The organism is Rhodococcoides fascians A44A, assembly GCF_000760735.1.
GTDB lineage: Bacteria > Actinomycetota > Actinomycetes > Mycobacteriales > Mycobacteriaceae > Rhodococcoides > Rhodococcoides fascians_E.
Genome location: NZ_JMEX01000008.1, coordinates 2,118,381 through 2,136,016, shown reverse-complemented (window position 1 = coordinate 2,136,016; position 17,636 = coordinate 2,118,381). Strand labels below are relative to the sequence as shown.

The window sequence follows — 17,636 nt, the reverse complement described above, 5'->3', positions numbered from 1 at the left end:
ACCGGCCCGTTCGCTCCGAAAGCAGGGCCGGCCCGCTCCCACAACGAGGGGTACGCCGGCTACTGAGTCGGAGCGGTTTTCTTGCCCGCCAGACCGCGCCAGGCGAGGTTTTCCAGCAGGTCAGCGGCGGCGTCGACTTCGATTTCTCCGCCGGCGACGCGGTCGGCGACGGCTTCGCCTGCACCGACGAGGGCCACTGCCATGAGGGGGAAGTTCTGGTCCGGATCCGGTTCCTTGGTGCTCATCTCGAGGAGACGGGCGGTCAGTTCGATCAGTCGGTCCCTGCTGCTCTGGACCTGTGAGGCGAAGGCTGTCTGGCCTATTGCCTGCCGGTACAGCACCATCCAGGACTTACGGTTCTCGCCGACGAAGCCGAGGAAGCCGAGAAGTGCGCGTCGGAGCTGTTCACGTGGAGTGAGGGTGGGGTCTGCAGCGGGTGTCAGTGCCTCGACGAATTTGACGCCTTCACGGTTGATACACGCCGCGAAGAGCTCGTCCTTGGAGCCGTAGTACAGATAGAGCATGGGTTTGGAGATCGCCGCTTTCTTGGCGATCGCGTCCATGGAGGTCTCGTGAAAACCGTTGTCGGAGAACACGTCGACTGCCGCGTCGAGCATCTGCTGCTCACGTACGGCGCGCGGCAATCGCTTGGTGCCACCAGCCATGAGTCCTCCAAACCGATATCGAACTCATGACCTTACTCCACGGTAAGGAGGCCTGCGTCACTACTGCGCCTGCCGGATGCGTGCAGCGGCGCCGAAGAAATCCGCACGCACCCGGAAAGTTCTAGCAGACACCCTTGAAGCGAGCCACCGTCGCCGCGGACTCGTCGACCTGCGCTGCATCGAGGCGACCTGTCGCCACGGCGTCCTCGAGGTTGTCGAGCACCTGCGGAACGTCGTCGGTGGTGAGCCACAGAGCGACGTCCGCGCCTGCAACGAGAGCTGCCTCGACAGCCGCGACGATGCCCAGCCGATCGGTGATGGCCGCCATCCCGCTGAGGTCGTCGGTGAAGATCGGTCCGGTGAAGGGCGCCGCGCCGTACCCGACTCCGTCGCGCAGCAGCGACATCGCCGCCGGGCTGATGCTGGCAGGCTCACCCGGCTCGGTCAGGCCCGGTACATCGAGGTGTCCCACCATCACGCCGACACCGCCGGCGGACAGTTGCGCGAACGGGATCAGATCCGACTGGATCAGGTCCTCCAACGGCGGCGTCGTCACCGCACCGGTGTGCGAATCGCCGGATGCAGAACCATGTCCGGGGAAGTGCTTGATGACGGGCTGAACACCTGCGTCGCGCAAGCCCTGCGCGTAGGCACCGGCGTAGGCGACGACCTGAATGGGGTCGGCGGAGTACGAACGGTCGCCGATCACCGAATCGTTCGGTTGACTGCTGACGTCGACGACGGGCGCGTAGTCGACGGTGATCCCGAGGTCCCGCAGGCCGCGGCCGCGTTCGAGCGCCATCCGATACGTGGCGTCCACGGACATCGTCAAAGCCGTCCGACGCGCCGACGGGTCCTCGCCCAGCAGATCCGCGACGCGGGACACACGCCCGCCTTCCTCGTCGATGGTGACCATCGGAGGGACCGCTGCCGCGGCGTCGATCTGCGGAACCTCGCGGTTCGCGAGCGTCGACGAGTCCGTCCAGCTTCCGATGAAGATTCCGCCGACCTGTTCACGAGCCATGATGTCGACGGCATCGGCAGTCCCGGTCACGCCGACGGTCAGCAACTGCGCCAATCGCTGCCGCTCGCTGAGTGTCTCGACGAAAGCCTCGCAGGAGTTCACCGGAGCGTCGGTGGTGGGGGGAAGCGTCGTCGTGGTGGTCGTGGTCGGCGGCAACGCAGACTCCGTGGCCACCTGAACCGAGTCACCGGACGAACACGAGGCCGTGAACCCGACCCCGATCACCACTGCAGCGACCGCGACGGGCGATCGGAATTTCCTCATGCCCCCGACCGTAGCGGAGTGGTCCCACACCGCTGTACGCGCGCAGTAACCTAAGGACAAAAGCGACACGAGGAGGGACTACGAGATGTCCGCAGACCTGATTCTCATTGCCTACGACGGCTCCGACAACGCCAAACGCGCCATCGAGTACGCCGGCCGATTCCTGACGACGACACGCGCGATCGTCGTCACCGCGTGGGAGCCGATGGTGCGCCAGGCAGCACGGATGTCCGGGCTGTCCGGCGTCATGCAGCCCGAATGGGTTCCCGACGACGAGGCCGAGGATGTGGCGCTCACCGACGCGAAGGTGACCAACGACGAGGGCGTTCGCCTCGCCCAGCAGGCCGGCCTTCAGGTCGAGGGTCACTGCGCGGAGTGCACGACGGCCATCTGGAGTGCCATCGTGGAGAAGGCCGACGATCTCGACGTGGACATCATCGTCACCGGCACTCGCGGCACGACGGGGTTGCGTTCACTTCTCCAGAGCTCGGTCGCGGACCATGTGCTTCGCCACAGTCACCGGCCTGTTCTGATCGTGCCGCCTGGAAAGTAGCCGCGCGTGCGCTCCGGCTACCGGGCCTGCGGGTGATAGCGTGAGCCGCGCACGCGTGCCAGTCGACGAAAGTGGAGAACCGAGATGAAGTTCGCTGTCCCGGGAGTTGTTGCTGCGGTAGTCGGCGCTGTGCTCGGTGCCGGGGTGGTATTCGGAGTCACTGCTGCGGCGGCCGACAACACGCGTCCCGAGATCGATCGCTCCGGCAATGCTGATTCGTCCCTGCTGAACCAGGTTGAGTACGGCAGCCGCTGACGCACCTGCTTCGATCTCTTCCGAACCACTCGGTCGTAGGTGGTTGCTCGGCGTCTCCACTCTGGCGTTTCTCCTCGCTTTCCTGCAGGTTCCCGGCTACACCGTTGCCGACACCAAGTACGACCTGACGCAGAATCCCCTCGGCTTCCTCGCGCGCGCCTCCCATCAGTGGACGTCGCAAGCTCCCCTCGGCCAGGTGCAGAACCAGGCGTACGGCTACTTCTTTCCGCACGGCGCGTTCTTCGCGCTCGGTGACATCGCGTCGATTCCCCCGTGGATCACCCAGCGCATCTGGTGGGCGCTACTGCTGACAGCCGGGTTCTGGGGCATCGTTCGCCTCGCCGAAGCTCTGGGAATCGGCAGCCGCAGCTCGCGGATCATCGCCGCCGTCGCGTTCGCGCTGTCTCCCCGAGTCATCACGACGCTCGCATCGATCTCGTCGGAATCCATGCCGATGATGCTGGCGCCCTGGGTACTGATTCCCATCGTCCGGGCGTTCCGCAGCAGCACCTCCACCCGCACTCTCGCCGCGCAATCGGCGGTGGCCGTGGCGTTGATGGGCGCCGTCAACGCTGTCGCGACGGCAGCCGCGTGCCTCGTCGGCGTCGTCTGGATTCTCTGCCACAGACCCAACCGACTGTGGATCGTCTTCGGTGCGTGGTGGGCCGGCTTCCTGGCCCTCGCGACCCTGTGGTGGATCGTTCCGCTTCTTCTGCTCGGCGCGGTCAGCCCACCGTTCCTGGACTACATCGAGTCCTCGGGGACGACGACCCAGTGGGCCTCGTTGATCGAGATCCTCCGCGGGACGAGCAGCTGGACACCGTTCGTCTCGCCCGAGCGCGTCGCCGGAGCAGTGCTGGTCACGCAGCCGGCCGCCGTCGTCGCGACGGGAGTCGTCGCCGCAGCAGGTGTCGTCGGTCTCGCGATGCGATCGATGCCCGCCCGTGGCCGCCTGACCGTCATGCTGTTCGTCGGAATCCTCGGTCTCACAGCCGGATACGTCGGCGGACTCGGCTCGCCGATCGCCGACACCGTCCGCGTGTTCCTCGATTCGGGCGGCGCGCCGCTCCGCAACGTCCACAAACTCGAGCCGCTCGTCCGAATCCCTCTGGTACTCGGACTCGCTCACCTTCTCGCCCGAGTCCCGCTTCCCGGTGCCGCACCGACGCGCACCTGGCGAGCAGCCATCGCACACCCGGAGAAGGACAAGATGGTCGCCGTCGCCGGGCTCGTGCTCGTCGCGCTGACGTTCTCCACCTCCCTCGCATGGACCGGCAAACTCGCACCCCGAGGGGCATACCAGTCCATCCCGCAGTACTGGCACGACGCCGCGGACTGGCTCACCGCTCACGCGTCGGGCAGCTCACCCGACGGCTCCGATGCCGAGCGCGCGCTCGTTGTCCCCGGCGCGCCCTTCGCGATTCAGACGTGGGGACTGACTCGCGACGAACCACTCCAAGCCCTCGCGACGACGCCGTGGGCCGTCCGCGACTCGGTACCACTGACCCCGCCCGGTGCGATCCGGGCCCTCGACTCCGTCCAACGACTGATCGCCGACGGCCGATCCTCGGTCGGCTTGGCCGACACCCTCGTCGGGCAGGGCATTCACTACGTGGTCGTCCGCAACGATCTCGATCCCGAGACGTCGCGTTCCGCACGCCCCGTCCAGGTCCACGCCGCACTCGACGGCTCCCCCGGCCTCGAGAAAGTCGCGGAGTTCGGCGAGGACATCGCACCGGGAACAGTCGACGGCATCACGGTCGACGGTGACATGCGGCCGCCGTATCCGGCTGTCGAGATCTATTCGGTGAAGCTGCAGGAGCCAAGCTCGAAGGAATCTGAAGTTTCGGGGCCCTACACCGTCGATCTGAACCGTGTCCCGTTCGTGCAAGGTGGCCCGGAATCCGTTCAGCGACTGAACGAACAGCGCCGATCCGGTGTCCCCGACCCGGTACCCGCAGGCCCCGTCATCCTCGCGTCCGACGCCACCGCCGCGGGCCTGGACGTCGATTCGGTCACTGTCACCGATACTCCGATGAACAGGGAGACGGATTTCGGGCAGGTCGACAACCACAATTCGGCGCTGAGAACCGCCGACGATCCCCGTCGCTCGTTGAACGAAGTCGCGGACTATCCCGTCGTGGGCGCGGACACCGTCGACGGCGAATGGGAGGGCGCGAGCATCACCGCCTCGAGTTCCGCATCGGATTCCACTCAGATCGGTGGCACCAAACCGGGAAGCGGGGTCGCGGCGGTCGTCGACGGCGATCTTGCGACGAGCTGGGTCAGCAACGGCATCGAAAGCGCTGTGGGACAGTGGCTTCAACTCGATTTCGACAAGCCGATCTCCGGCGGACTCCTGCATCTGCGTACCAGCCCGGGGACCATCGGTGACCCGGTGAAGTGGCTCGAGATCACCACGCCGGGTGGCAGTACCGCGGCACGGGTCGACACTGCGGGTGAGCCCATGACCGTCTCGCTCCCCGGCGGATCGACACCGTGGGTGCGCATCACGGCGAAATCGACCGTGGACGGCACTCGGGGAAGTCAATTCGGAATCAGCGAACTGTCGGTGGAGGACTACTCGGACCGCGACAACCCGCAGCCCGTGTCGATCGTGCACCGTGCGGTGCTGCCGGGCGTCACGCCCGGAGCGGACGTCACGTCGTGGGACCTCGGCCAGGAGTTCCCCGGACGACCGGCCTGCCTGGACACCGAGGACCGAATCCGATGCAGCAGTGGACTGTCCGCGGCACCCGAGGAGCTCGGCAGGTTCTCGCGCACCCTGTCGGTGCCGACCGGAACCGCAGTGCTGCCGGAACTGACCCTGCGCACCCGGCAGAGCCCCGAGCTGGAAGCGCTGCTGGCACAACCGGGACGACCCGTGGCAACGGGCGCATCCGACGTCGGCGACCTCCAAGGATCCGCCTTCGCGGCCACCGACGGCGACGACCGAACATCCTGGACCGCGCCCGAGAAGAGCATCGAGCAGCGAGCCGGAACGCAGCCGACACTGACGATCGACCTGCCCGCGCCGACGCTGGTGGACGGCCTCACCGTGGCCCCGAGCCTCGGCGACCTGCCCGCTCATCCGACGACCGTCGCCGTGAATCTCGGTGGCGGACCGCAGGTTCGCGAGGTGGATCCCGACGGGCCGACGACCATCGATCTCGCGCCACAGGTGACGGATCGGATCGTGCTCTCCATCGTCGACTGGGACGATCGGCTGGACAAGAACTCCCTCGGCTTCGTCCTCCCGCAACCGCCCGGTCTCGCCGACGTCGCCGTGCTGTCGGGGGGCCGCGACATCGGCGCCGCTCCCGACGCAGCCGATGACCGCACGATCACCGTCGCCTGCGACGTCGGGCCGATCATGTCCATTGCGGGCCAGACCATCCGGGCGTCGGTGACGGCGACGGCGCGGCAATTCCTGTCGGGCGAACCACTGCAGGCGACCATCTGCGAGGGTCCCTTCCCCGTTCCGAACGAGACGCTCAACCCGATACCCCTGCCGGAAGGCAGACAGGACGTCGTCGTCGACCCAGGTGCAGCCTTCGTCGTCGACGGAGTGCGACTCCGCACGATGCCCGTCCCCGCCGTCAGCGCAACCAGCTCGTCTCCCCGAACCGCGGAGACGACAGCGTGGGACGCCGACCACCGAGAAGTGACCATTCGTGAATCGGACGTCGATCAACTGCTCGTGGTACCGGAAAGCAGCAACACCGGCTGGCACGCAACCGCAGCATCCGCAGGCTCCACTCCCGCCCAACCCGGTCATTCCGCAGGCTCCACTCCCGCTCCAGAACTGCAGGCTGTCACCGTCAACGGCTGGCAGCAAGGCTGGATCGTGCCGGCCGGGACGTCGGGAACGGTGACGCTCGAGTACCCGTCGGACAAGTGGTACCGACTCGGAATCTTCGGCGGATTGTTCCTGCTGATCCCGTTGGCGTTCTTCGCTCTTCGTCGAAGTCGCGTAACCCAGGACCCGGCACCACGGCCCTGGCGCAGCGCGGTGCTCGGGTGGTTCGGACTGACCGCGGCCGTCGCCGTGATCTCCGGGCCGGCCGGAGTTGCCGTCGTCGCCGCAGTCGCGGCCGTGGCAGTGGCCGTGGGCCGACGCTTCGGTCGATCGGCGGAAGCCAGGGCGGCGGTGTGGGTCGCCGGGGTCGGAACGCTGCTCGCGACGGCGTTGCTGTCGAAGGGTCCGTGGCGATCTCCCGACGGCTACATCGGCCACTCGTCGCTGATCCAGCTTGCCGCGTTGGTGGCACTCGTCGCCGTGGCAGTGAGTGCTCTGCGGGCTCGCCGATAACCGGCGGTCACGTCACCGGCGGCGAAGCCACACCCGCATCGGTTCTTCGATCAGCGCGTAGCTCGCGGCGGCGACGGGAATCGACAATGCGACGGTCACGACCAGAACCAGCAGGAAGTGTCCGCTGAAGGGGATGATCCCGAACACGGGGAAGACCATCGCCAGGATCACCAGATGCCAGATGAAGATGCCGTAGGACCAGCGGCCCAGAGCAAGGGTGACCGGGTGCTCGAGGATGCGTCGGGGTCCGTCGGCCAGGACGAGAGGCGCCAACAACGCGAACGCGAGGACTGCACCGAGCACGATCTTGACCTCGAACTGCCACGGCTCGGGACGCACCAGCCCTTCCGGCCCGGCGAGCGGAGTCGCCGACAGGCCGAACGCCACCAGTGCGATCGCGGCCATCAGTACTCGGTGGCTCGCCAGACGGTGCAACCACGTCGGGGGGCGGGTCGTGTACTCGGCCAGGAGCATTCCGGCCGCGAACCACGGGAAGTATCCAGGCAACCAGTTGTCGTGGTGAATCGCTTCGGGTGTGGACACTGGTACGAACGCCCAGCACAGACTGATCGCGGCCACAGCTGCGACGACGGGAATGCGGAACCGTGCTCGATCGCCTCGTAGGGCAGCCAACGCCAGGCCGAGGAACGGCAACACCAGATAGAAGGCGACCTCGACCGACAGAGACCACATCTGAGTCATGCCCTCGGTGAGAGTCAGAGGCACGAACACCTGTGTCAAGGACAGGTTGGCCGCCCACACACGCCAACTGCTTCCCGTGTTGGGCAGGAACAGCAGAACCAGCGTCACCACGACCCAGTACGCCGGAAGGATGCGCACGGCGCGCGACCACAGATAGCGGCCGATCGGCTGAGCACGACCCAACCCGCGCGCCTGCGCCGCGTGCGGGCGCCACAGCAGAAACCCGGACAACGCGAAGAACAGCGCGACAGCCAGGTCGAACCTGCCCCAGATTCGGCCCATGACGGGAGAATTCGCGGCGCCTGTCTGAAAGGCCACGTGGGTGACGATGATGCCGATCGACGCGAACGCGCGCATTCCCTCGAGCGACGGAATGAATCCGCGCAGCGGCGCGACGGATTTCGGCAGCGATTCGGTGGACGTAGTCATGACGCGACCAGTCAAGCACCCCGCGTCGTCCGCTTGTGAAAGTCCACGGTCGTCGGGCGTGCCCGCGACCGTACGACGTGATGACTGTTACTGTCACCAGCGACGTGGCGATACCAATCGGACACTCCAGGAACGGGCGTTTCCTACCCTGACCTGTCGGGGGTGGAAGCAGCGGCGCGCCAAGGAAATAAGACTAAGGAGATTCTCACATGGCGGAGCGCTCAGGGCCGAGCCGGATTCTTGCCCTCGTACTCGTCGGATTGGGCGCATTCCTGCTGGTAGCAGCGATTCTGATCCCGACGTACACCGTGCCCCGCCTGGAGAAGACACCGCTGGATCTCGAGGTCACGACGGTATCGACCGGCACCGGAAGCGTTCTCAACGCTGCATCGCTGGCCGCGGGCCGCGCTCAGGTGGACGAGAACGTGAACCTCGTGTCGCAGCGCTTCGTCACCACCGAGGAGCCGTCGAACGCCGACGACATCACCGTGCAGGCCGGGCAGACGCTGCGCCGCACCGACAAGCAGGGCGACACCGGGCTGCTCACCGCCAGCGTCGACCGTGTGACGCTCGATCGTGTGTCGTCCGAGCCCGTCGAGAACCCCGTCGGCACCATCCAGGTCCAGGGCGACAAGCCGGCCGAGGAAGTTCCGCACACCGGCCTGCAGTACAAGTTCCCGTTCAACGCGGAGCAGAAGGCGTACCCGTTCTTCGACATCAACGCCCGCGCGTCGCAGGACATCGACTTCGTCGAAGAGACCGAGATCAACGGCACGCCCGTCTACAAGTACGAGCAGACCGTCGGCCCCGTAGATCTGTCCGGCGTCGTCAACCTCCCGACCAACAAGGTCACCCTCCCCGCCGACACGTGGGGCGTCGAGGGCGGCGAAGCTCCCGTCACCATGACCCGCTGGTACGAGAACACACGGACGGTGTGGGTGGAGCCCAAGACCGGTGTCATCGTCGACGGTGAAGAGCAGATCCACCAGTACTACTCGCGGACTGCGGGCCAGCCCGAGGTGGACGTGCTCAACGCGCCGATCAAGTTCGACGAGAACACCGTCGAATACCAGATCCAGCGCGCCAAGGACGGCCAGGACCAACTGTCGACGTTCGGACGTACCGTGCCGATCATCGCCGGAATCCTCGGCGTCATCGCGTTGATCGCAGGTATCGTGCTCGGACTCCGCGGCGGCAACGGCCCGCGTCGTCCCGTGCGTACCGGCGGCCCGCAGCAGGGCGGAGGCGGCGGTGCAGCACCGGCAGCTCCGCAGAACCGCGACTGGACGACCGATCAGACCGAGGTCATTCCGAGGACCAACCTCTCCAAGGAGTAGCACCTTCACGAACAACAACGGCGCGGCCCATTCGGGTCGCGCCGTTGGTCGTTCTCAGGCCGAGGGTGGCCGGTCCCAGGTGCACACAGACCGATGCGGCAGGGCCGGATGTGCCGTCCGAGGCGGATTCGAGTGCACTCAGGAACGCAGGGCGGCCACGCACACCGCGAGTGCAGTTGTCGCGGCCACGGACACCGCGACCACGACGAACTGCAGCACCGTGGACGCGCACAGCGTCAACAGGGCGACTTCGGCGGCCAGCCCGAGCCACGCCAGGATCGCAAGCGTCGTGCGTTCCCCTGCAATAGCCCACAGCAACGCGCTCTGGAGCACCGCGAGACAGGCGCCCTGCAACGCGAAGATCCACAGGTATCCCTGCACGGCTGCGTAGTCCTCGCCCACGATCAGCGGGATCAGCCCCGCGGCGACGGCCGCCCCGAGGATCAGAACCGCACCGATTCCGGCGACGACGGACAAAGCCGATCGCAGCGCCGACGCCGAGTGCGCAGGGTTGGCCATACGCGGATACAGCACTACCCCCACTGCCTGCGGCAGCCAGAACGCTGCCTTCGTGGCGACGGCGCCGAGGGCGTAGATGCCTGCGTCGGCTTCGGTCAGCAGTGCGCGCGCGAGGAGCAGATCCACCGACGACAGCAGAATCAGCACCAATTGAACCTGCGACGCCCGCAGCACGGTGGCGACCCCGATGCGCACGTCACCGGTGTGCGGACCACCGGGCCCGGGTGGCTCTCGGTTGGCCAGCCGTGCGCCGAGGGCGACCAGTCCTGTGCCGGCGGCACTGACTGCGAGCACTGTGCCGGGACCCGCGCCGAGGAACAGCGCGACGACCGCGGGAACGACCTTGCCGAAGCCCGCGGATGCCAGCACGATGCTCAATCGGCCGAACCGCGCGGTGCCCTGCAGTAGCCCTTGTTCGGTCGCGAGCAGCACGAGTAGTGGGGCGACGACCAGCGCCGACGTCGTCGCCAGAACACTCGTGTCCATCGCCACCGCCACTATCGGTGCCGCCAGCACCGACAGAACGGCGACGACGCCGGCGCAGCGGTATCCGAGGCTTCGGAGCTTGCCGGTGCTTCGTCCGCGCACCACTTCCCTGGCCACGACCGACTGCAACGCGAGCGCCGGAACTGCAAGCACCAACTGAGCGGCAAGCAGACTCGCGAACTCGCCGTACTTCGCCACACCCAACAGGCGGCTCGCCGGAAGATGCAGGAGATACGAGGCGATGTTGGCCGTCATCGATCCGATGGTCACCATCGTCATTCCGGCGACCATCGCTCTGCCTGCGGACCCGGAGGCGGAGACAGGGCGAGTCGGCATGCGCCCACGGTATAGGGTGCCGGACATGGCGTCGGGTGGTCGGTGGGCTGCGCGCCGGTCCCGGTGGGCGCCTCCGCTCTACAGCGTCGCCCTCGCGTCCGTGGTGCTCGGCCCACTGTTCGGCAACGGCTATCTACTTCTGCGCGACGCCGTCAGCACGCCCAGGTCCTACTTCACCGACTCGGCTCTCGGGGTCGGCGACGCCGCCGCCCGGGCGGTCCCGCAGGACGCGGTGGTGGCCGCCCTGTCCACGGTGGTCGACGGCGGACTCGTCGTGAAAGCTGCTCTGCTGCTCGCGCTGTGGCTCGCCGGCTGGGGTGCCGCGCAGATGTCGCGGACCGTGCTGCCGTCGGCACCGCTGCCTGCACTGCTGGTGGCGTCGACGGTCGCGATCTGGAATCCCTACGTCGCCGAGCGTCTGCTGCAGGGGCATTGGAGTCTTCTTATCGGGTACGCGGCGTTGCCGTGGACGGTCGTCGCTGCGCTCGATCTCAGGCGGACGGGCCGGTGGGGGTGGCTCGCGGTCTGTCTGGCCGTCGCGGGCCTGACGCCGACGGGTGCGCTGCTCGCCGCGTCATGTGCGTGGTTATGCGCGTCCAGGCAAACATTTCCGCTCACAGCGGGATTGACCTTGCTGGCGTCGGCGCCCTGGCTCGTCGCGACGGCGGTGTCGGGCTCGGGGGCCACCGGTACCGACCCCGCCGGCGTCGCCGCGTTCGCAGCCCGCGCCGAGCCCGGACTCGGGACGGTCGGTTCCCTCGCGGGACTCGGCGGCATCTGGAACGCCGATGCCGTTCCCGTCACGCGAACATCGGCGTTCGCGGTTCTGGGCACCGCCTTGCTGCTCGCGATCGTCGCGCTCGGCATCGGACCCCTGTGGCGACGCCGACGCAACCCCGTCGTGACCGCTCTGGCCGTGCTGGCCGTCCTCGCGATCGCTGGGCCTGCCCTCGCCGCGACGGCTCCAGGGATTCGCGTCGGCGAATGGGCTGCCGCCGAGGTGCCCGGCGCCGGTCTGCTGCGCGACGCCCAGAAGTGGGTTGCGCTCGCCGTGCCCTTCTACGTTCTCGCCGCGGCGGCAGGTGTCACGTGGGCTGCCGCGAAACTCGGGAACCGCTGGCTTCCCGGAGTCGCAGCGGCGTTGGCCGTGGTGATCGCGTTGCCGGACCTCGCCTGGGGAGTCGGAGGCCAGGTGAAACCCGTCGAATATCCGGCGTCGTGGTCGGTGGTCGCCGACGAGTTGGCCGGGGAGGACGGAGACGTCGCCGTGCTGCCCGCAGGTATGTTCCGCCGGTTCCCGTACAGCGGGGACGCCGCTGTTCTCGACCCTGCGCCTCGCATGCTGCCGCTGGACGTACTGCAGACCGGGGAGCTCCTCGTCGCAGGCGGGTCGGTCCGCGGAGAAGGCAGCAGGGCGGAGGCCGTCGAACAGGTTCTTCTGGACGGCGGTACTCCCGAGGACGTGGCCGGGCTCGGAGTCGGGTGGGTGCTCGTCGAACGGACTACGCCCGGGCAGCTGGGCAACTCGGCCGCGGCGCTGCGGCAGCTGACGGTGGAGTACGAGGACAACGAGCTCGCGCTGTACCGGGTGCCGGGCGAGATCCGCATCGAACCGACGGACGACCGGGCGGTCGTCGCCGCCCACCTCGTGTGGCTGGTGCTACTGGTGGGCGGCTTCGGCTGGGCGGTCCGCACCCGGAAGGCCGGCGGACACGAGACCTGACACGTGCGAGCCGCGCATCGACGCCGCGAGAACGCTCTGCACACCGCGAGCGGTCTGCCTCCACGAGAATTCGAGCGCGCGGACCCTGGCCTTCTCACCCAGATCGGCACGCATGTCGTCGTCGAGCAGTAGCTCGGCGAGAGCGTCCGTCAGCGCGGTGACATCACGATCAGCGCCGTCCGAGCCGACCAGCACACCGGTGACACCGTCGATGATGGAGTCGGTGAGGCCCTTGGAGCTGCGGTATCCGACGGTCGGCACTGCGTGCTGGGCCGCCTCGACCACTGCGAGTCCCCAGCCTTCCTTCCTCGACGGCATGACGTGCACCCACGACTGTCCGAGGAGTTGGTGTTTGCGAACCTCGTCGACGTGGCCGTGGAACGTCACCGCGCTCGCGATGCCGAGTTGCTCGACCCGCTCACGCAGGTTCTCCTCCCACCAACCGCCTCCGATGATGTCCAAGTGCAGTCCGGGGACTCGGAACCTCAGAGCGGCCACCGCAGCCAGTGCGTCCTCGATCTGCTTGTGCGGAACGAGCCGCGACAGCACCGACAGCGACGGGTACGGAGTTCTGGTGTCCACCGGCGTTCCTGCGGGAATCTCGTCCGCGCCGTTGCGCACGACGGCAACTCGCTCGCGATCGACACCGAGGGCAACCAGCTCGTCGGCCGACGGCAAGGACACCGTCAGGTACTGGTTACGACGGTGAATCCGCGGAGAGACCGTGCTTTCGAGCCACCATCCGAGCTTGGCCATGAGGGGTCCGGCGACGGGCCACTGCTCACGGTGACAGTGGTGCACCAGCAACGTCACCGGTGCTCCGGACACGATCCGGGAGAAGAAGGGAATGCCGTTCTGGGTGTCGACGACGGCGTCGGGAGCTATTCCGCGAAGCGAACCGAACCCGAGGCGCCCCGCGACGATCGACGCGAGTGCCCGCGGATACACACTCAACCGTCCACCGGCGCGACTGATGCGGATTCCGTCGACGATCTCCTCGGCGGGCGCGCCCGGATACGACGCCGTCCGCAGCGTCACCTTCACTCCCTGGGCAGCCAGCCCGGCCCCGACCTGCTCGAGATACCGCTCGCTGCCGCCGCCCTGGGGGTGCCCGGTGTCGCGCCAGCAGAGCAGCAGCACCTCGCGCACGCCCGTACCCCCTTCGCGGCCGACACCATCACCGAAACTTCCGGACAGCTGAAACTTCTGGACAGCTGAAACTTCTGGACACCCTAGCCGTTCGTGTGGCCCAGCGGTCGCTCGACATGGGCTCTCGCCTAGTGTTCTTCCTCGTGCGTAGGGACCGGGTCACTCGACTGTTCGCGAAACGCGCCACCCTCAGCAGGTCGGTCGGGCTGCTCCGGGACTTCGGGCACGAGCAGACCGCGCCCGACATCTTCTACGGCGCGCTCGCCCGTGACTCCGTCGAATTGATCGGCGACCTCTACCGGGGCATGACTGGCGACTCTCTCGAGAACCGTGTCGTACTCGACGTCGGCGGGGGGCCCGGTTACTTCGCGGAGGGCTTCGAACGCAGCGGAGCTCGGTACTTCCCCGTCGAACCCGACGCATCCGAACTGCACGCTGCAGGCCTGACCGTCCACGGCAGCGTCCGGGGCTCGGGAATGGCGCTGCCATTTCTCACCGACAGCGTCGACATCTGCTTTTCCTCGAACGTCGCCGAGCACGTCCGCGAGCCCTGGGTCATGGCCGAGGAAATGCTCCGCGTCACCCGACCCGGCGGATTGACGGTCCTGTCCTACACACTGTGGCTCAGCCCGTTCGGCGGGCACGAAACACGGCCGTGGCACTACGTCGGCGGCGAATACGCGGCCCGGCGATACCTGCGCACACACGGACACGAGCCGAAGAACAGATTCGGCGAATCCCTGTTCGACATCGGAGCAGGCGACGGATTACGTTGGGCTCGAAACACTTCCAGCGGAACCCTCCTCGCGGCATTCCCCCGATACCACCCCCGATGGGCATGGTGGATCATGAGGGTTCCCGGCCTCCGCGAACTCCTCGCCAGCAACCTCGTCCTCGTCTTCCGCGCCACCTGACGCGAGTGCGCCGCTCACCCGGCTCATTCCGCAGGCTCCACTCGCGCCGCTCACCCGGCTCTTTCCGCAGGCTCCACTCGCGCCGGTACGTTGGAACGATGACAGCGCTGGCACTGGATATCGGGGGAACCAAGATCACCGCAGCCGTCGTCGGCGAAGACGGAAGGCCGGGGGAACCGCTGACCGTGCCGACCCCGCAGTCGGACGTATGGCAAGCCTGCGAGGAACTGCTGGACGCGGTGTCCGTCGGCTCGGACGTCGACGCGATCGGGATAGCGTGCGCCGGCCCGGTCGACACCGTCGCAGGCACGGTCGCGCCGATCAACATCCCGGAATGGAAGGACGGCTTCGCCCTCACCGACGCCGTACGGACGCGGTTCGACAGCGCATCGGTCACGCTGGCGATGGACGGTGGGTGCGCTGCGCTCGGCGAACACCGCTTCGGGGCTGCTGTCGGCGTCGACGACGTACTGAGCCTCGTCGTGTCGACCGGGATCGGCGGCGGATTGGTGCTGGGAGGCCGCATCGTGCACGGGCGTAGCGGAAACGCAGGCCACATCGGACACATCGTCGTACCCGGATCGGCGACGCCCTGTACGTGCGGCGGCCTCGGCTGCGTGGAGACGGTGTCCAGCGGGCCGTCGGCGGTCCGGTGGGCCCAGGAACAGGGATGGACCGGCAGCACCGGCGCCGACCTCGCACAGTCCGCGAGCGACGGGGACATCGTCGCCATCACCACTCTTCAGCGTGCCGGTGTCGCGCTGGGTCAGGCGATCGCGTCGGCGGCAGCCTTGGTCGACGTGAACCTTGTTGTGGTCGGCGGCGGTTTCGCTCAAGCGGGCCCACCGCTGTGGGATCCCATCCAGGAGTCCGCCGCCCTGCACGCCAAGCTCAAGTTTCTCGACGGCCTCGAGATCGTGCCGGCGAAGCTCGGAGCCGTCGGGACCCTGACGGGCGCAGCGGTGTTGGCGTCCGGTGGCTGAATCGGCTCAGCGGCCGAGAACCTGACACCCTGTTTACGAGGCTGGCACCCCTGTTCGCATCGGAACAGGGGTGCCAGGTCTACGAAAAGGGTGCTAGCTACGAAACTCAGGCACCCAAGCGCTGCTTGAGCGCGTCGAACTCGTCCTTGATGCCGGTGGGGAGCTTCTCGCCGACGAAGTCGAACCACTCCTCGATCAACGGGATCTCGGCCTTCCACTCGTCGACGTTCACCGCGAGTGCCTCGGCGACGTCCTGGGTGGTGGTGTCGAGCCCGGAGATGTCGAGGGCCTCGGCCGTGGGAACGACACCGATAGGAGTCTCGACGCCGGCGGCCTTGTGCTCGATGCGCTCCACGATCCACTTCAGGACGCGGGAGTTCTCACCGAATCCGGGCCACAGGAAGCGCTTGTCGTCGCCACGACGGAACCAGTTGACGTAGAACACCTTCGGCAGCTTGGAGTCGTCGGCGTTCTTGCCGAGGTCGATCCAGTGCTGGAAGTAATCGCCCACGTTGTAGCCGAGGAACGGAAGCATGGCCATCGGGTCGCGACGGATGGTGCCGACAGTGCCTTCGGCGGCGGCCGTCTGCTCCGAGCCGACGGTGGCGCCCATGAAGACACCGTGCTGCCAGTCGCGAGCCTCGGTGACCAGCGGAACCGTCGTCTTGCGGCGCCCACCGAAGAGGATCGCGGAGATCGGGACACCCTTCGGGTCGTCCCACTCGTCGGCCATCGACGGGCACTGAGCCATGGGTACGCAGTAACGCGAGTTCGGGTGCGCGGCAAGCGAATCCGAATCCGGCGTCCAGTCGTTGCCCTTCCAGTCGATCAGGTGATCCGGCCGGTTCTCCAGGCCTTCCCACCACACGTCACCGTCGTCGGTGAGGCCGACGTTGGTGAAGACGGAGTTGCCCTGGTCGATGGTCTTCATCGCGTTGGGGTTGGAGTCCCAGTTGGTTCCCGGTGCAACACCGAAGAAACCGAACTCCGGGTTGACGGCGTAGAGGCGGCCGTCCTCACCGAAGCGCATCCACGCGATGTCGTCGCCGATGGTTTCGGCGCGCCACCCCGGAATGGTGGGCTGAATCATCGCGAGGTTGGTCTTGCCACAGGCCGACGGGAATGCCGCGGCGATGTAGTAGGCCTTGTCCTCCGGCGAGATGAGCTTGAGGATCAGCATGTGCTCGGCGAGCCAGCCCTCGTCGTGCGCCATCGCCGATGCGATACGCAGCGAGTAGCACTTCTTGCCGAGAAGGGCGTTGCCGCCGTAACCCGAACCGAAGCTCCAGATCTCACGATCCTCGGGGAAGTGAGTGATGTACTTGGTGTCGTTGCACGGCCACGGGACGTCGTCCTGGCCGTCGGCGAGCGGAGCGCCGAGCGAGTGCAGAGCCTTGACGAAGAAGCCGTCGGTGCCGAGCTTGTCGAGAACTGCCGCGCCCATGCGGGTCATGACACGCATGGAGACGACGACGTACTCCGAGTCGGTGATCTCGACGCCCAGCTTGGGGTCGTCGGCGCCGAGCGGTCCCATGCAGAACGGAACGACGTACATGGTGCGGCCGCGCATGGAGCCGCGGTACAGGTCGGTCATCAGAGAACGCATCTCCGACGGGTCCATCCAGTTGTTCGTCGGGCCTGCGTCGATCTCGCGCTCGGAACAGATGTAGGTGCGTGACTCGACGCGGGCAACGTCCGACGGGTCCGAGTTGCCGAGGAACGAGTTGGGCTTCTTCTCGTCGTTGAGACGCGTGAAGGTACCGGCGTTCACCAGCTGGGTGGTCAGACGCTCCCACTCCTCGTCGGATCCGTCAGCAAAGACCACACGATCCGGCTCGGTGAGTTCCGCTACCTGCTGCACCCACGCAAGGAGTTCCTTGTGCTGGGTGGGAGGCGCGGCGTCAGTGCCGTTCAAACCGGGAATGGTCGCTGAGGTCATCTAACTCTCCTGGGGTGAGCCGGAACCAGATTCTGGTGTCTGCTCG

The 17,636-nt window shown here is 67.2% G+C and carries 13 protein-coding genes; 7 read left to right on the top strand and 6 right to left on the bottom strand.

Annotation, left to right across the window (positions count from 1 at the left end; translation table 11 throughout):
- Positions 1 to 59: 59 nt before the first annotated feature.
- Together BH95_RS22355 and BH95_RS22350 are read right to left on the bottom strand one after the other, a co-directional pair.
- On the bottom strand, positions 60 to 665 hold the full coding sequence (locus tag BH95_RS22355; RefSeq protein ID WP_019665572.1) for a TetR/AcrR family transcriptional regulator: 606 nt from the start codon (positions 663 to 665) through the stop codon (positions 60 to 62).
- Positions 666 to 786: 121 nt separating this feature from the next.
- On the bottom strand, positions 787 to 1,953 hold the full coding sequence (locus BH95_RS22350; RefSeq protein ID WP_019665571.1) for a glycoside hydrolase family 3 N-terminal domain-containing protein: 1,167 nt from the start codon (positions 1,951 to 1,953) through the stop codon (positions 787 to 789).
- Between the two features lie 85 nt (positions 1,954 to 2,038).
- Here BH95_RS22350 and BH95_RS22345 point away from each other — a divergent pair, with 85 nt between their 5' ends.
- From BH95_RS22345 to BH95_RS22340, 3 genes are all read left to right on the top strand, one after another.
- Positions 2,039 to 2,506 carry a universal stress protein gene (locus tag BH95_RS22345; RefSeq protein ID WP_019665570.1) on the top strand — a complete coding sequence of 156 codons (468 nt, stop codon included), beginning with the start codon at positions 2,039 to 2,041 and terminating at the stop codon, positions 2,504 to 2,506.
- A gap of 84 nt (positions 2,507 to 2,590) precedes the next feature.
- Positions 2,591 to 2,761: a DUF2613 domain-containing protein gene (locus BH95_RS28390; RefSeq protein ID WP_019665569.1), complete on the top strand. Its 171-nt coding sequence runs from the start codon at positions 2,591 to 2,593 to the stop codon at positions 2,759 to 2,761.
- A complete protein-coding gene (locus BH95_RS22340; protein ID WP_037184160.1) occupies positions 2,742 to 7,073 on the top strand; it encodes an alpha-(1->3)-arabinofuranosyltransferase domain-containing protein in 4,332 nt (1,443 codons plus the stop codon). Before BH95_RS28390 ends, BH95_RS22340 begins: the two co-directional genes overlap by 20 nt.
- A 12-nt stretch (positions 7,074 to 7,085) precedes the next feature.
- On the opposite strand, the gene BH95_RS22335 is transcribed toward BH95_RS22340, so the two are convergent.
- A complete protein-coding gene (locus BH95_RS22335; RefSeq protein ID WP_033188876.1) occupies positions 7,086 to 8,204 on the bottom strand; it encodes an acyltransferase family protein in 1,119 nt (372 codons plus the stop codon).
- 209 nt (positions 8,205 to 8,413) lie between these two features.
- On the opposite strand from BH95_RS22335, the gene BH95_RS22330 reads away from it, so the two are divergent.
- On the top strand, positions 8,414 to 9,541 hold the full coding sequence (locus tag BH95_RS22330; RefSeq protein ID WP_019665566.1) for a DUF3068 domain-containing protein: 1,128 nt from the start codon (positions 8,414 to 8,416) through the stop codon (positions 9,539 to 9,541).
- Between the two features lie 138 nt (positions 9,542 to 9,679).
- On the opposite strand, the gene BH95_RS22325 is transcribed toward BH95_RS22330, so the two are convergent.
- Positions 9,680 to 10,882 carry a polysaccharide biosynthesis protein gene (locus BH95_RS22325; RefSeq protein ID WP_244165088.1) on the bottom strand — a complete coding sequence of 401 codons (1,203 nt, stop codon included), beginning with the start codon at positions 10,880 to 10,882 and terminating at the stop codon, positions 9,680 to 9,682.
- A gap of 25 nt (positions 10,883 to 10,907) precedes the next feature.
- On the opposite strand from BH95_RS22325, the gene BH95_RS22320 reads away from it, so the two are divergent.
- The gene (locus tag BH95_RS22320) at positions 10,908 to 12,605 is read left to right on the top strand and encodes a hypothetical protein (RefSeq protein WP_244165087.1); all 1,698 of its coding nucleotides are present in this window, start codon (positions 10,908 to 10,910) and stop codon (positions 12,603 to 12,605) included.
- Here BH95_RS22320 and BH95_RS22315 read toward each other — a convergent pair.
- Complete coding sequence (locus BH95_RS22315) at positions 12,543 to 13,754, bottom strand: glycosyltransferase family 4 protein (RefSeq protein ID WP_020110478.1); 1,212 nt, start codon at positions 13,752 to 13,754, stop codon at positions 12,543 to 12,545. The two genes, BH95_RS22320 and BH95_RS22315, sit on opposite strands and share 63 nt — an antisense overlap.
- Before the next feature lie 116 nt (positions 13,755 to 13,870).
- Here BH95_RS22315 and BH95_RS22310 point away from each other — a divergent pair, with 116 nt between their 5' ends.
- Together BH95_RS22310 and BH95_RS22305 are read left to right on the top strand one after the other, a co-directional pair.
- Positions 13,871 to 14,668, top strand: a complete 798-nt coding sequence (locus tag BH95_RS22310) for a class I SAM-dependent methyltransferase (RefSeq protein ID WP_208601195.1) — start codon at positions 13,871 to 13,873, stop codon at positions 14,666 to 14,668.
- A 98-nt stretch (positions 14,669 to 14,766) separates the two neighbouring features.
- Positions 14,767 to 15,651 (top strand): ROK family protein, encoded by an 885-nt coding sequence (locus BH95_RS22305; protein ID WP_020110476.1) that lies wholly within the window; start codon positions 14,767 to 14,769, stop codon positions 15,649 to 15,651.
- A gap of 106 nt (positions 15,652 to 15,757) precedes the next feature.
- Here the strand turns inward: BH95_RS22305 and BH95_RS22300 are convergent, their stop codons facing one another.
- Positions 15,758 to 17,590 carry a phosphoenolpyruvate carboxykinase (GTP) gene (locus BH95_RS22300; RefSeq protein WP_019665560.1) on the bottom strand — a complete coding sequence of 611 codons (1,833 nt, stop codon included), beginning with the start codon at positions 17,588 to 17,590 and terminating at the stop codon, positions 15,758 to 15,760.
- Positions 17,591 to 17,636: the final 46 nt, after the last annotated feature.

Coding starts and splice junctions, on each gene's coding strand:
- BH95_RS22355 (WP_019665572.1), bottom strand. CDS start 665: ATGGCTGGTGGCACCAAGCGATTGCCGCGCGCCGTACGTGAGCAGCAG.
- BH95_RS22350 (WP_019665571.1), bottom strand. CDS start 1,953: ATGAGGAAATTCCGATCGCCCGTCGCGGTCGCTGCAGTGGTGATCGGG.
- BH95_RS22345 (WP_019665570.1), top strand. CDS start 2,039: ATGTCCGCAGACCTGATTCTCATTGCCTACGACGGCTCCGACAACGCC.
- BH95_RS28390 (WP_019665569.1), top strand. CDS start 2,591: ATGAAGTTCGCTGTCCCGGGAGTTGTTGCTGCGGTAGTCGGCGCTGTG.
- BH95_RS22335 (WP_033188876.1), bottom strand. CDS start 8,204: ATGACTACGTCCACCGAATCGCTGCCGAAATCCGTCGCGCCGCTGCGC.
- BH95_RS22330 (WP_019665566.1), top strand. CDS start 8,414: ATGGCGGAGCGCTCAGGGCCGAGCCGGATTCTTGCCCTCGTACTCGTC.
- BH95_RS22325 (WP_244165088.1), bottom strand. CDS start 10,882: ATGCCGACTCGCCCTGTCTCCGCCTCCGGGTCCGCAGGCAGAGCGATG.
- BH95_RS22320 (WP_244165087.1), top strand. CDS start 10,908: ATGGCGTCGGGTGGTCGGTGGGCTGCGCGCCGGTCCCGGTGGGCGCCT.
- BH95_RS22310 (WP_208601195.1), top strand. CDS start 13,871: ATGGGCTCTCGCCTAGTGTTCTTCCTCGTGCGTAGGGACCGGGTCACT.
- BH95_RS22305 (WP_020110476.1), top strand. CDS start 14,767: ATGACAGCGCTGGCACTGGATATCGGGGGAACCAAGATCACCGCAGCC.
- BH95_RS22300 (WP_019665560.1), bottom strand. CDS start 17,590: ATGACCTCAGCGACCATTCCCGGTTTGAACGGCACTGACGCCGCGCCT.